Origin of the sequence: Shimia sediminis (assembly GCF_003990645.1) — a bacterium.
Classification (GTDB): domain Bacteria; phylum Pseudomonadota; class Alphaproteobacteria; order Rhodobacterales; family Rhodobacteraceae; genus Shimia; species Shimia sediminis.
Map to the genome: position 1 here is coordinate 269,317 of NZ_RYZK01000005.1, position 13,037 is coordinate 282,353.

A 13,037-nucleotide genomic window follows, 5' to 3' on the forward strand; every position below is an offset into this window, starting at 1 on the left:
CGAAACGGCTTACCCTCGCGAAAGCCTTGGCCAGCTACCCCTCGTGCGTCGGCGTATGCCCCGAAGGCGCGACATAGGGCCGGGTCACGTCCTTCAACGTCACTTCCAGCGCCTCCACCGACAGCCGGATCGCACCGTCGCCTGCCAGCGTCAGGATCACCTCGCCCGCCGCGTCTTCGCCCGGCTCAAAGGCAATCGACAACAGCGACAGGATCACGTCCTTGTCGCCGCGCTCCACCCCTTGCGAGGCCACGCGCAACACGTTGTCCACCACCAGCACCGACTGCACCCGTTCCACCGGGCGGCCACGTTGCGCCGCGGCGGGCGCATCCTCCCAGCGAAAGCGGTTCACCAACAGCGCAAAGCGGTGCTCGCCCGCCAGCCACTGCATCTCGGTCACCGGGAAAATCGCATCCTGCGCCAGCGCCGAGATCACTTGCAGGTCCTCGCCGTCCATGGCCCCTAGGTTCAAGGGGCGGTCGCCTGCATCCTCAAAACGTGCGTCTTGGCTCATGTCTCTTTGACCCGTTCAATATGGGCGCCCAGATTGCCCAGTTTCTCTTCCACCCGCTCATAGCCGCGATCCAGATGGTACACCCGGTTCACCACGGTCTCGCCTTCGGCGGCCATCGCGGCAAGGATCAGTGACACGCTGGCCCGCAGGTCCGTTGCCATCACCGGCGCGCCCTTCAGGCGCTCCACCCCGGTCACCGTGGCCGTGCCACCATGCACCTCGATCTCGGCCCCCATGCGCATCAGCTCCGGCGCGTGCATGAAACGGTTCTCGAAAATCTTCTCTTCCAGCACCGAGGTCCCCTCGGCCGTGCACATCAGCGCCATCATCTGCGCCTGCAGATCGGTTGGAAAGCCGGGGAAGGGTTCGGTCGTGACATTCACAGCCTTGACCCGCCCGTTCTTGCGCGCGACCTTGAGACCGGTCTTGGTCTCTTCCACTTGTATGCCCGCCTCGTCCAGCTTTTCACAAAAGGCCCCGACCAGCTCGATCGACCCGCCCAGACATTCCACTTCGCCGCCGCAAATCGCAGGGGCCAGCATATAGGTGCCCAGCTCGATCCGGTCCGTGACAACCTGATGAGTCGCCCCGTGCAACCGGTCGACACCCTGAATTTCAATCCGGCTGGTGCCCGCGCCCTCAATCTGCGCGCCCATGGCGCTGAGGCACTTGGCAAGGTCGACAATCTCCGGCTCGCGCGCGGCGTTGTGCAGCACGGTTGTGCCCTTGGCTAGTGTCGCCGCCATCAGAATGTTTTCCGTCGCCCCGACCGAGGCAAAGCTCAAGGTGATCTCGGCGCCTTTCAGCCCGCCCGGCGCCTTGGCGTGCAGGTAACCTTCTTTCAGCTCAATCTCGGCGCCCAGCGCCTCCAGCCCGTGAATGTGCAGATCCATGGGCCGCGCGCCAATCGCACAGCCCCCCGGCAGTGACACCACCGCATGACCCAGCCGCGCCAGCATCGGCCCCAGCACCAGATTCGACGCCCGCATCTTGCGCACGATGTCATAGTCGGCGATGTGGTTGTCGATGTTGTGCGACGACATCGCCTGCACCTTGCCATCCTGCAAGTCACTGACCTCGGCCCCCAATGACGACAACAACTCGGTCATCGTCTTGATATCCGACAGCCGTGGCGCATTGGTCAGCGTCAGCGGTTCTTCGCTCAGCAGGGTGGCCGGCATCAGTGTCAGACAGGCATTTTTTGCACCTGCAATCGGGATTTGCCCGCTCAGCGGACCATTCCCGCGTACAATAATCGAATCCATCAGCTCTGCCCTTTGTCCTGCTCGGTGCTGCCGGTGTCCTCGTCTGACGTGGCACGCGCACGTGCCTGGGCCTTGCGACGGCCCATATTTGCCTTGAGCGCCGCCTTCAGACGGTCTTCTCGCGACGAGGGTTTCGGCTTTTGTTTATTGGGGTGCGAATTGCTTTGCATGACCTTTCCTTACATGAGCTGTAAAAAAGGGTCCAGATTGGGGTTGCATGGGTCTCACTTTGAGTCTAAATCCCGCGCCACGACAGATGCTGTGGTAGCTCAGTGGTAGAGCGCACCCTTGGTAAGGGTGAGGTCGGGAGTTCAATCCTCCCTCACAGCACCATCTCCCCCCAATATCCCGACAAGCTCGCGACACTCCTTCTGGTTGAGGTAATTTCCACGGTCTCGCCCCCGCCTTGTCCCATTCTTGCCTCAATATCCCGGCATTTCTCATGCTGCGGGATCAATTTGCCCGCATCAACATGATTGTAACGCGTCTGAGTGAAACAGAGGTGGGCGAAAAATGCATAAGAACGTAACATACAGCCTGGTCATCCCCTTCATGAACGAAGAAGAGGTCCTGCCGATGCTGATGGACCGGCTTGAGGGCTTCATGGCCGATCTCGACGGGCCTGCCGAAGTGATGTTCATCGACGATGGCAGCCGCGACAACAGCGCCGCCCTCGTGGCCGAGCGCGCCCGTCAGGACGCCCGCTTCAAGATGATCCGCCTGTCGCGCAATTTTGGCCACCAGATTGCCGTGACCGCAGGCCTGAACGAGGCCAATGGTGACGCCGTGATCATCATGGACGCTGACCTGCAGGACCCGCCCGAAGTGGCCCATGACCTGATCGCCAAGTGGCACGAGGGCTACGAGATCGTGCACGCCCAGCGCCGCCGCCGCGAAGGCGAAACCCTGTTCAAAAAGGTCACCGCCAACCTGTTTTATCGCGGCCTCGCGCGCCTCTCGTCGGTGGATATCCCGCGGGACGTCGGCGATTTCCGCCTGGTGGACGCCCGCGTTGTGCGCGCCATCCGCGCCATGCCAGAACGCGACCGCTTCCTGCGCGGCATGTTCGCCTGGGTCGGCTTCCGCCAGTGCCTGGTACAGTTCGACCGCCCTGAACGTCAGGCCGGAGAAACCAAATACCCCCTGAAAAAGATGCTCAAACTGGCAATGGACGGCGTGATCGGCTTTTCCGACGCGCCTCTGCGTCTGGCGCTCTGGCTGGGTGCGCTCGTGTCGTTGGGGGCCATGCTTTATGGGGCCTACATCTTTTCGATGGCGCTCTTTACCGACCGTTTTGTCGATGGCTGGGCCTCGACCGTTGTGATCCTGTCGTTCCTGTCGGGTATGAACCTGTTGATCAGCGGCGTGATAGGTCTCTTTGTTGGCCGTATCCATAATGAGGCCAAACAGCGTCCGCTCTACTTCGTGTCGGAAAGCATTGGCCTGAACGAAGTGGTCCGCCTGCCCGACCAACGCCGCCTGTTCCAAACGCACAATGCGCTGGCCGGGTAAACCGGACAGCAGAACCCAGCAGGCCAGACCGATGCACAGACTTGCAGATTTTGCCCAGATTTTCCGGTTCGCCGGGGTCGGTGTGACCTGTTCCGTGATGTACTTTCTGCTCGCCAGTGCCTTTCACAGCTTTGCTGGCCTCGCAGCGATCTCCGCCTCGTTCGTGGCCTATGCGCTGTCGGCGGTGTTCGGCTACCACGCCCACCGCCGCTTTACCTTTGCCAGCAACAGCGCCATCAGCGGCGAGGCGCTGCGCTTTTTCATGGTCACCGTCCTTGGCCTGACCATCTCGATTGCGGTTCCGTGGGTTCTGGGGAATTATACCCCTGCGCTGTCGTTCATGACGGTGCTTCTGATTGTCCCCTCCTGTTCATTCCTGATGATGAAGTTCTTTGTATTCCGCCCATGACACGTGACGCCTTTGCGCCGCTTTTGATCCTGATGGCCGGGTTTGCCGTTTTGTACGGCACCGCGCTCAATCACGACACCAGCTGGTACTTGATCTCCACCGCCTGGTGGCTGGACGGGGTTGAGATTTACGACAAGCTGCTTGAGCTGAACCCGCCCTGGGCCTTTTATCTCGCCGTGCCGCCGGTCTGGGTGGCCGAGACCTTTGGGTTCTCGTCCACCACCGCGTTTCAGGTCTACACCCTGCTGATCACCGCCGTATCGCTGGTGCTCAGTAACCATCTGCTCGGGCGTGACGCCACCATCCCGCCGCTCACGCGCCGCATCTTTGTTGCCCTTGCCGCCCTTGCGCTGGTGCTGCTGCCGCTCAAGGATTTTGGCGAACGCGAACATCTCTTTGCGATCTTCTTCCTGCCTTACGTGGTTCTGTCCATGACCAACGCAGAACCAAGCCGCCGCCAGCGCGGCTGGGTCAGCCTCTGGGCCACCTGCGGTATCGCGCTGAAACACTATTTTGTCGTGCTGCCGCTGCTGGTCCTGCTCTGGCAAATGGCCAGCGACCGCAGCCTGCGCCGCCTTCTGCGCATCGAGGTGGTGCTGCCGTCGCTCTTGCTGGTGGGCTATGTCATTACCAGCTGGCTGCTGCACCCGGCCTATTTTGACAAGGTGATCCCGCTGACCATCGCCGTCTATGGCACCTCGACGCAACCCTTTGGCCCCGTCCTCCAGGTCGCCTTGCCGGTGCTGGCGGTCCTGCTGCTCGGCCTGGGTCTGGCCCGCCTGATCCGCCCCACACGCGCCTCTGACACGGTGCTTTTGCTGACAGCAACCGGCGGGTTCGTGGCCTTTTTTGTGCAGTCCAAGGGCTGGAGCTATCACCTTGTCCCCGCCCTGTCCTACACCATGCTAGCCCTCGGCTGGATCGGCCTGGGTCTGGCGCGGGCCCGCGACAATCGGCTGATTGGCATTGTCACGCTGATTGCTGTCGCGGCCATGCTGGTGCCCGCCCTCCGCCACGGCCCCTACCAGAACGGTTTCTACCAGCAGGCCGAAACCTATTTCACCTGCCCGCGTGGCGAGCGCACCATGCAGGTCTACAGCTCTGCCGTCTCCACCGGTTTTCCGCTTGCCAACTATGCCGAAGCCACCCCCGCCAACCGTGCGCCAACGCTCTGGATCTTCCCCGGTGCAGTCTACAACCTGCACCACGCGACAACCCCCGAAGCCCGCGCCAAATACAACGCGATCCTCGACTTTGCCCGCACCGAAGTCGTGAACGATTTTCTGCGCGTGCGTCCGCAGATCGTGGTTGTCGATACCGCCGACTCCAAGCTCTATTTCAAAGAGGCACCCTTTGATTACCTGGATCACTTCACCCAGGTTCCGGCCTATGCCGAGGCCTGGAACGCCTATGAAAAAGTGGGCGAGATCGCGCATTTCGCGATCTACCGCCGCCCCGGCTGCTAGGCGCTAATGCCCCAGAAGCATCACGCCGCCCAGCACCACCAGCGCAATGAACACCGTCTCGGCCACGATCAGGGCGATGGCCTGACCGCCCACGTCCAGAATGCGCTTGAGCGAGGTTTTCATGCCCACCGCCGCGATCGAGATCAGCAGCGCCCAGCGGCTGGTTGACGACATCATCTCGACCATCACCGCCGGGATCAGCCCCAGCGAATTCAGCGTGGCAAAGATCAGGAACCCCACCACGAACACCGGCAGGATCGGCGGGCGTTTGCCCTCGGTGGCACCCTCGGCGTGACGGCGCACCAGCACCGAGATCACCAGCACCACCGGCGCCAGCATCGCCACCCGGATCAGCTTGACCAATGTCGCCACCTCGCCGGTCTCGTTGGACACCGAGAACCCCGCGCCCACCACCTGAGCGACGTCATGGATCGTACCGCCCAGGAACACGCCCGACACCTCGTCGTTGAACGCGAACACCTCGGTCAGGATCGGATAGGCGATCATGGCGATGGTCGACATCACCGTCACCGCCAACACTGTGAAAATCAGGTTGCGCTCGGAATGCTCGTTGCGCGGCAAAACGGCCGAAATCGCCATCGCCGCCGAGGCGCCGCAAATCGCCACCGAGCCGCCGGTGAGCAGGCCAAACCGCCAGCCGCGCCCCAAAACCCGCGCCCCCGCCAGGCCAAACAGGATGGTTACGATCACGCCCAGGATCACCACCGCGATCAACTCAGGCCCCAGTCCGATCATCAACTCGACCGAGATCCGCGCCCCCAACAGCGCCACCCCAAACCGCAACACCGTGCGGGCGGTGAACTCGATCCCCGGCTTGCAAACGCCGCCGTCCTCTTCCGCCAGGAAATGAAAGGCAATGCCCAAGAGCAACGCCATCAGCATCGCCGGCGCGCCATGATGCTCGGACAGGAACTGCGCCGCTGCCGCGATCACCGCCGACACCAGAAACCCCTGCCCGTTTTTCTGCACAAAGGCCCTGAGGCCCGCCAGGGAATAGTATGAATGAGATGTCGCCTGCATCCGTTGACCTGCCATGTTCCGCGTAATCCGCCTGCCCGATGCGGGACAGGACCCTGGCGCAACGCTTATGGGCCCTGCCCGAGTCCGGTTAGGGCCAATCGCATCACGCCATAGGTCCAGACACCCCAGCACACCCGAGGCCGCTTTTCTTGGACAGCGCCGCGCGCAGGGGTATAGTGAACCTCAAGCCTCCACCATTGACCCGCAGGAGACGCCCTTGCGCCTCAGACATCACCTCACCGCGCTCATACTTGGCCTTGCACCGCTTGCCGCCGTGGCCCAGTCAACCGAGGGCGTCGTGGTCCCGGCCGAAAGCTGGGATGTCGCCGCGCCGGTGGATGGCAAGATCGCGCAGATCACCTTTAGCGAAGGCATGATCGTGACCAAGGGCGGCCTGCTGATGTCTCTCGAAAGCCGTTTCAAGAAGATCGAGGTCGAGATTGCCCAGGCCAGCGTTGCACGCGCGCAATCCGAGCTGATACAGCGCCGCGAGGTGCTACAGCGCCAAAGCGAGCTGATCGAACGCGAGGCGGTCTCGGTGGCCGCCTTTTCCGAGGCCAAACATGACGTCGACCTCGCCGAGTCCGACCTGCGTCTGGCCGAACTGCAATTGCAGATGGCTCAGGAAACCCTTGCCGCCCATGACATCCACGCCGCGATCTCGGGCGTGATCTCGGCCCCGCGCCTCAACAAGGGCAGCTATTTTGACGTGGCCGAAAGCGGCTCTGTCGCGACCGTACACCAGCTCGACCCGATCAACGTCCGCATCACGCTGCGCCCCGAGGCCGTGCTGATGCGCCTGCAAAAGGGCGAGTTCACCCTGCAAGACGTGGAAAAGCTCGCATTCGCGCTCTCGCTCAAGAACGGCATCGACTATCCTTTGACCGGCACCGTCGTGGCCGTCGGCTTCGAACTGGACCCGGAGACGGGCGAAGGCTCGGCGCTGATCTCTTTCCCCAATCCCAAGGGCGTGCTGCGTCCCGGCCTGCCGGTGGTCCTTTCCGTCAAGACAAAAGCTGACTGACCAGGCCTGTGCCCAAGTGGCCTGACGCGGCATGAAATGACCTTATTTCCGCCCTTCGATATTCCGGATTCCCTGCCATTTACACTTTCGTAACCAGTGTGGCGACAATTCGGCAGGCGCATGTTGCGTCCGCCCTGTCGCCTTCTGAGTAACTAGTTTTTTGGGGGCCACATATCTGTGGGTTAAATGTATGGGACAGAATTGGAACTTTTACGAAGAGCGCCTGAAGCAACAGGCTGAACTGACACCTTTCAAGGCCAGCGCCAAGCGCGTTGCCGTGCGCAAGTCGCCTGCGGAAAAGGCGCGGCTGGACGCCGAGGTGGCCCAGCGCTTTGAAGAGATCGCCGAGGCCGCCGCGCCCCAGCCAGCACTTTCGCGAGTCGAGAAAGTGATGCGCAAAAACGCCCCCGACCTCGCCGGTGCTTCCGAGGCCGAGGTCCGCGCCGCCCAGGCCAGAAATGCTGCCCATCTCGACGCCAGGTGGCCGCGCCCGCGCCTTGCCGCGCTGGTCCTCGTGGGGTTGGTCATGTGGCTGCATCCCCTCAGCACGGTCCGCCTGTTTGTTTGCGCGGTTCTGCTGTTCCTTGTTGCCGCCGTGACCACAGGCCCCGAGCGCGCCCGCGACGGCAGCTTCTTCCTGTGGCGGCGGTTCCTGCGCTATTGGAAGGTCGAGCTGGTCGTGGCACGCAAACTGTTCCGCAGGGCACGACAACGGATGGTGGCACAGCGCGATTAACCACGCCCCAATCCCGCCACATTTCCGTCCAGAAATGACCTGAATTTTCCGCAAAATTGCCTTTTGCGCCACTGGCGCGAATCGCGAAGTCACCCGGGCTGCCAAATACGGGGCCTTCGTGGTTAAGGGGGCCGGGAACAGGGCGACATGCGCCCTGTCCCGCACACACAAGGAAAATTCACGATGGCCAAAGCCCCAGGGCTCTATCGGCCTGACGGTCGACCTGCGCGCCAGTTTGGCGAAGAAATCATCGAACCGGGGGAACCCTTCTCCGGCGAGACCCTGTCGACCATCCGGTTGCTGGTGTCAGATCACACGCCACCCGATGCGCCGCTGCAAAAACACGCGTCGGCGGCGGTGCCCGCGGCCGACCCCGCACCAGAGCCGCACCCCCACCCCGACCCGCTCCCGGATGAACCGGAGACCGCGGCTGACCTGAACCTCACCGACCTGGACGCCTATGCCGAGGATCACCTGCAGACCATGCAGGCGATGCAAGAGGCCGCAGCGCTCAGCCTGCCCCCTCCCGCACAATCGCCATCCGACGCCCAGTCACTTCACCCACGCCAGCCCTCGGTGCGGGACAGTTGGCGTCGTCTGGTGATTGTCGAGGGGGGACCGGGCCGGGCGCTGCGGTCTGCGCTGGCGCGCCCGCGCCTCTGGGCGCTCGCCCTGCTTGTCGGTTTGATCGCGTGGCACCCCTGGGCCATCCCCTTCATGGTGCTGACCCTGGCCACCGCCGTCATCCTCTTTGTCCTGCTGGCCGGGGCCGAACGCGTTGCCGATCTCGCCGGCTGGGGCTATGCGCGATTAAAAAAGCGCAACCCGGCCCGCGCTGATCTCATCCTGCAACGCGGCAACCGGGTCCTGACGCAGGTTCCCTGGCTGGCCGACCGCCTGCCGCCAGAGTGGGTTCAGGGTTTTGACATCCCCGAACAGGATAGGGACATGCCCCCTTCGCCCGACGATACCCGCCTGAAATCCCGGCTCGAACGTATGGCCGCCGAAGAAACCCGGCTGCACACAGTGGCAAAGGGCACTTGAAATTGCCCGCCACCCCGCGTATGTGACCCCCTGTTCGTATCGAGAAGAAGTCGCACCATGGCCAAAACCAATCCGCTCACCTTTATTCAGCAGGTCCGCGCCGAAACCTCCAAGGTTGTCTGGCCGACTCGTCGCGAGGTTATGCTGACCACGGTGATGGTCTTTATCATGGCCGCCCTGACCGCCGTCTTCTTCGCCCTGGTCGACATCCTGATCCGGTCGGGTCTGCAGGGTGTCCTGGGCATCTTCGGCTAACCCACCTGCATTTTCCGACAGGTCAGGCGCAGTGCCTGCCGCCCGGTCGGCGGTAGGTCGGACAAGAATGTCCGACCTACGGGACAGCGTTACCAATCCACCGTCTTTTGCGGCACGTAGACCGGGCTGGCCTGCGGATCAAAGGACGTATCGAAATCCTTGTAGTAACTCTGCACCTTGCGATGCGGATAGTCCTCGATCTGCAACAGGTGCTCCTGGATCATCTTGGTCATGCCCGGTCCGGCCCAGATACCGTTATGCGCCTCGTTCGGGAAACGCTCGGCCGGGTCGTGGTAGATGTTGAACACCTCGTAAAAGTGGAAATCCGGGTTGCGCGGTTTCAGGTTCAGCTTGACCTGATCCTTGCGCACCGCCTCCAGTTTGGTGCGGTTATAGTGGAACACGTAGTCCCGCCGCCCCCTGCCTTCGCCCAGCAGGAACAGGCCCGACTGATCCACCCCGTCAATCACCCGGTCTCCGGGCACCTCTGACAGAACCCCCGCAACGCTGGCCCATGTGGTGAAGAAATCCGTGATCTGGATGATATCCAGCGGATCCTGACCGGGGTCTATCATGCCGGGCCACCACGCCAGCGCCGGCACCCGAATGCCACCCTCGCGGGTTTCCCCCTTGCCACCCTGCAACAGGGAATAGCCGCCATGAGGGTGCACCGTGTACATCGGCCCGTTGTCCGAACTCCACACCACCAGCGTGTTCTCGGCAATGCCCAGATCGGTCAGCGTCTTCAGCACACGGCCCACGTTGTAATCATGCTCGACCATCTGTGCCGCCGTATTGGTTTCCGCAGGTGTATCGCGGAAATCCGGATGCGCGCCCCAGAAATGGTTGCCCTTGCCCCAGAAGTTCACGAAAAACGGCTGATCGCTGTCGGCGCGCCGCGTGATGAACGCGATCACATTGTCCGCCACCTCGGTGTCATAGGTGTTGTACTTTTCCATCGAGTATTCATAGACCAGCTGCGGCTCTTCGCCCTTCTTCGCCCGCATCACCCCACCGGTGTCATAGGGAAACCCCTCGGGCCCCGGAGAATGCATCAACGTGCGCTGGGTAAAGCCGCCGATGTCGTCATCCTTCGAGGCATTCTTGTTGTTGACCCACCAGGGCGGGTTGCCCTCGGACCACTCGGCCTCGTCAAACCCCTGCTCGGTTGGGTGGTTGCCCTCGTCATCGCCCAGATGCCACTTGCCGAAAAAGCCGGTGTAGTACCCCGCGTCCGACAGCAGCTCGGCAATCGTCACCTCGTCGCCGTGCAACCCACTGCCGGTCTCACCCGGCAGGGTGATGTTGTAGACACCGTTGCGGATCGGATGCCGCCCGGTCAATACCGCGCCCCGTGACGGGGAACATTCGACCTCCGAGTAAAACGAGAGGAACCGCATGCCCTCGGCGGCCATCCTGTCCAGGCTCGCTGTGGGCGCGCCGCGGATCTTGCCGCCGCCATAGCTGCCCAGTTCGGTATAGCCGACGTCATCGGCCATGATGTAGACGATGTTCGGCCTCTTGCCGAACCGCGCCTCAAGCGCGGCCAGCTTCTCGCGCACCTGCGTGTCGTCAGCGGCCCAGCTGACACCGAACTCCTGCTCCATCCGGGTGAATTCGGGGTCGTGGATGATCTGGGTTTCGGCCCCGGCCCCCATGGGCATCACCCCAAAGGCCACCAGCCCGGCCAAACCTCGGCGAAATCCTGTTCGCATCACAATATCCTTTCCAAAAATCGGGTGGCAACGGCCATGATCCTGGCCTGACAGGGCCGCTCTCGGCCCAGGCCGCACACACCAGTCCCCCAAGGCTACGCGCCGCCGGGGTTGCGGCGTTATCGAAAATCCGCAAAAATCAGGGCACACCAGAGACAGCCTCGGAGGTCAGAGACCGCCATGAAGGCATCCTTTTGCGAAATCGACGAGATGCTTCAGGCCCTGCGGGCCTGGGACGCCGAACTGTCGCCGCTGTCCGCCGCCAACCGGGGTCAGATCGTAGCCTCATTTGTTCAGACCATCGATGGCCCCCTGCAGTACATGTATTCCGAATTTGCCTTTGCCCTGTCGATGGTCGGAGCGCCGCCCGAGGGATTGGTCACCTTCAACATCATGGAACCCACCGTGCCGCGATACTGGGTGCGCGGTCATGATGTGGACAGCAACTGGTGCTGGGTGTTTCCGGTGGGCAAGGAACTCCGCAGCTTCTCCAGCCCGGGGTTCAAGGTGCACACCCTCTCGGTCACCGAGGACGACATCCACCGCACCGCCGCCGCGCTCGAGCTGGACCTCGCCCCCGCCAGCCTCTGGCCCGAGGCCTTTGCCCTGCCGCCCGCGCAGGCGCAGCAGGTACGCCACCTGATGCGGGCGCTAGGTACGGCGCCCATGGGGGCGGTTGCGGGTGTGGCGCGGGACATCCTCATGTGCCTGCTGCCCCACTGGCAGGGGGCGACACACCCAGCGCGAGACACCCGACCCTCGCTCAGGGCGCGGGATCTTGCCGTGCAAAACGGGCTGGCCTTTTTGGCGACCTGCGATCTGACCTCGACGGGTCTTGGCGACCTGCGCGACAACTGCCACGTCAGCGAACGCACCCTGCAATATGCGTTCCGTGAACGCTTTGGCATGTCGCCCGCCGCATTCCTCAAGCGCAACAAACTGGCGCGGGTCCGGGCCCGGCTGCGGCAGGCCGATGTCGGCACCTGCGCCGTCAGCGACGTCGCGAGCGAATTTGGCTTCTGGCACCTGGGACAATTCTCGGTGGACTACCGAAAACTGTTTGCCGAAAAGCCCTCCGAAACGCTTGCTGCGCATCCTTGCTGAGCGATGGCACTTCTGGCGGGTCTGGCGACGGTTTGGGACGCAGTTTTTGCCCCGTTTTGTTAACCAAAAATTATGTACAAAATGGAGAAACACCGCTCAGAAAGTTGTACAACTTGGTCACTTTGCTGCATTTCACGTAACGTGAGCAAATTTGCCTCTGGCTCTTGAATTGTGTCGTTTTCAGCGGTAGAGGACACCCTACTTCCGGAAATGGCGTGCGGCGATTCGAGTTGCGCGCCGATTTTTTGTTCCGGAGAGGTCCCTGTACGGGGCCAGTAAAACAAGAGAATTTCGGCCTTTGGGTCGGTCAGTGACGGGAAGAACGGTCCTATGGCAAAACGGTGGTACTCGGTGAGTGTTCTGTCGAACTTCGAAAAGAAGGTCGCCGAACAAATCCGTGTCTCTGCGGAGGAAAAAGGCCTTGAAGATCAGATAGATGAGGTCCTTGTCCCAACCGAAGAAGTGATCGAGGTACGCCGTGGCAAGAAGGTCACGACCGAGCGTCGGTTCATGCCGGGCTACGTGCTCGTGCACATGGAAATGAGCGACCAGGGCTATCACCTGATCAACTCGATCAACCGCGTCACCGGCTTCCTTGGCCCCCAGGGTCGCCCGATGCCGATGCGCGACGCCGAGGTGAACGGCATCCTGAACCGCGTCCAGGAAGGCGAAGATGCACCCAAGCTGATGATCTCCTTCGAGATCGGCGAAAAGGTCAAGGTCAACGACGGACCCTTTGAAGATTTCGACGGCATGGTTGAGGAAGTTGATGAGGATAATCAACGCCTTAAGGTCACCGTTTCGATTTTTGGCCGGGAGACCCCGGTCGAACTGGAATACACTCAGGTCACCAAGCAGACCTGATGTGGCAGGCGCTGAAAGGCGCCAAAAACCGAGTGGGAGGCGAGGGCATCGCGATGTCCGGACTGCACCACACAGCACTCAGCCTGAG

At 62.1% G+C, this 13,037-nt stretch carries 14 protein-coding genes and 1 tRNA gene; 10 read left to right on the forward strand and 5 right to left on the reverse strand.

All coding sequences use genetic code 11. From position 1 onward, the window contains the following. Positions 1–34: 34 nt before the first annotated feature. From EK369_RS13425 to EK369_RS21810, 3 genes are read right to left on the reverse strand one after another with little or no spacing between them, the layout of a single operon-like run. Entirely contained in the window at positions 35–514 is a 480-nt protein-coding gene (locus EK369_RS13425; protein WP_127114770.1) for a DUF2948 family protein, read from the reverse strand. Continuing rightward, positions 511–1,779: a UDP-N-acetylglucosamine 1-carboxyvinyltransferase gene (murA, locus tag EK369_RS13430; RefSeq protein WP_127114771.1), complete on the reverse strand. Its 1,269-nt coding sequence runs from the start codon at positions 1,777–1,779 to the stop codon at positions 511–513. The genes EK369_RS13425 and murA overlap by 4 nt, the downstream gene beginning before the upstream one ends. Further along, entirely contained in the window at positions 1,779–1,949 is a 171-nt protein-coding gene (locus EK369_RS21810) for a hypothetical protein (protein WP_164726998.1), read from the reverse strand. Before EK369_RS21810 ends, murA begins: the two co-directional genes overlap by 1 nt. A gap of 88 nt (positions 1,950–2,037) precedes the next feature. On the opposite strand from EK369_RS21810, the gene EK369_RS13435 reads away from it, so the two are divergent. The 4 genes from EK369_RS13435 to EK369_RS13450 all read left to right on the forward strand — a co-directional run bounded on the left by EK369_RS13435 (position 2,038) and on the right by EK369_RS13450 (position 5,166). Further along, a tRNA-Thr gene (locus tag EK369_RS13435) sits at positions 2,038–2,112 on the forward strand. 180 nt (positions 2,113–2,292) lie between these two features. Continuing rightward, positions 2,293–3,291: a glycosyltransferase family 2 protein gene (locus EK369_RS13440; protein WP_127114772.1), complete on the forward strand. Its 999-nt coding sequence runs from the start codon at positions 2,293–2,295 to the stop codon at positions 3,289–3,291. 31 nt (positions 3,292–3,322) lie between these two features. Further along, a complete protein-coding gene (locus EK369_RS13445) occupies positions 3,323–3,700 on the forward strand; it encodes a GtrA family protein (RefSeq protein WP_164726999.1) in 378 nt (125 codons plus the stop codon). Continuing rightward, positions 3,697–5,166 (forward strand): hypothetical protein, encoded by a 1,470-nt coding sequence (locus tag EK369_RS13450; RefSeq protein WP_127114774.1) that lies wholly within the window; start codon positions 3,697–3,699, stop codon positions 5,164–5,166. The genes EK369_RS13445 and EK369_RS13450 overlap by 4 nt, the downstream gene beginning before the upstream one ends. Before the next feature lie 3 nt (positions 5,167–5,169). Here the strand turns inward: EK369_RS13450 and EK369_RS13455 are convergent, their stop codons facing one another. Beyond that, the gene (locus EK369_RS13455) at positions 5,170–6,207 is read right to left on the reverse strand and encodes a YeiH family protein (RefSeq protein WP_127114775.1); all 1,038 of its coding nucleotides are present in this window, start codon (positions 6,205–6,207) and stop codon (positions 5,170–5,172) included. Positions 6,208–6,424: 217 nt separating this feature from the next. Here EK369_RS13455 and EK369_RS13460 point away from each other — a divergent pair, with 217 nt between their 5' ends. The 4 genes from EK369_RS13460 (at position 6,425) to secE (ending at position 9,266) form a co-directional block, all read left to right on the forward strand. Then, complete coding sequence (locus EK369_RS13460) at positions 6,425–7,231, forward strand: efflux RND transporter periplasmic adaptor subunit (RefSeq protein WP_164727000.1); 807 nt, start codon at positions 6,425–6,427, stop codon at positions 7,229–7,231. A gap of 190 nt (positions 7,232–7,421) precedes the next feature. Next, the gene (locus EK369_RS13465) at positions 7,422–7,967 is read left to right on the forward strand and encodes a hypothetical protein (protein ID WP_127114777.1); all 546 of its coding nucleotides are present in this window, start codon (positions 7,422–7,424) and stop codon (positions 7,965–7,967) included. A gap of 183 nt (positions 7,968–8,150) precedes the next feature. Next, positions 8,151–9,011 carry a hypothetical protein gene (locus EK369_RS13470; protein WP_127114778.1) on the forward strand — a complete coding sequence of 287 codons (861 nt, stop codon included), beginning with the start codon at positions 8,151–8,153 and terminating at the stop codon, positions 9,009–9,011. Between the two features lie 57 nt (positions 9,012–9,068). Continuing rightward, complete coding sequence (gene secE, locus EK369_RS13475; protein ID WP_127114779.1) at positions 9,069–9,266, forward strand: preprotein translocase subunit SecE; 198 nt, start codon at positions 9,069–9,071, stop codon at positions 9,264–9,266. A gap of 89 nt (positions 9,267–9,355) precedes the next feature. Here secE and EK369_RS13480 read toward each other — a convergent pair whose 3' ends face one another. After that, positions 9,356–10,981: a sulfatase-like hydrolase/transferase gene (locus tag EK369_RS13480; RefSeq protein ID WP_127114780.1), complete on the reverse strand. Its 1,626-nt coding sequence runs from the start codon at positions 10,979–10,981 to the stop codon at positions 9,356–9,358. A 180-nt stretch (positions 10,982–11,161) separates the two neighbouring features. Between EK369_RS13480 and EK369_RS13485 the strand changes: the two genes are divergently transcribed. Together EK369_RS13485 and nusG are read left to right on the forward strand one after the other, a co-directional pair. Next, positions 11,162–12,085, forward strand: a complete 924-nt coding sequence (locus EK369_RS13485; RefSeq protein WP_127114781.1) for a helix-turn-helix domain-containing protein — start codon at positions 11,162–11,164, stop codon at positions 12,083–12,085. 330 nt (positions 12,086–12,415) lie between these two features. Further along, positions 12,416–12,949, forward strand: coding sequence for a transcription termination/antitermination protein NusG (gene nusG / locus EK369_RS13490; protein ID WP_127114782.1), 534 nt, complete (start codon positions 12,416–12,418; stop codon positions 12,947–12,949). Positions 12,950–13,037: the final 88 nt, after the last annotated feature.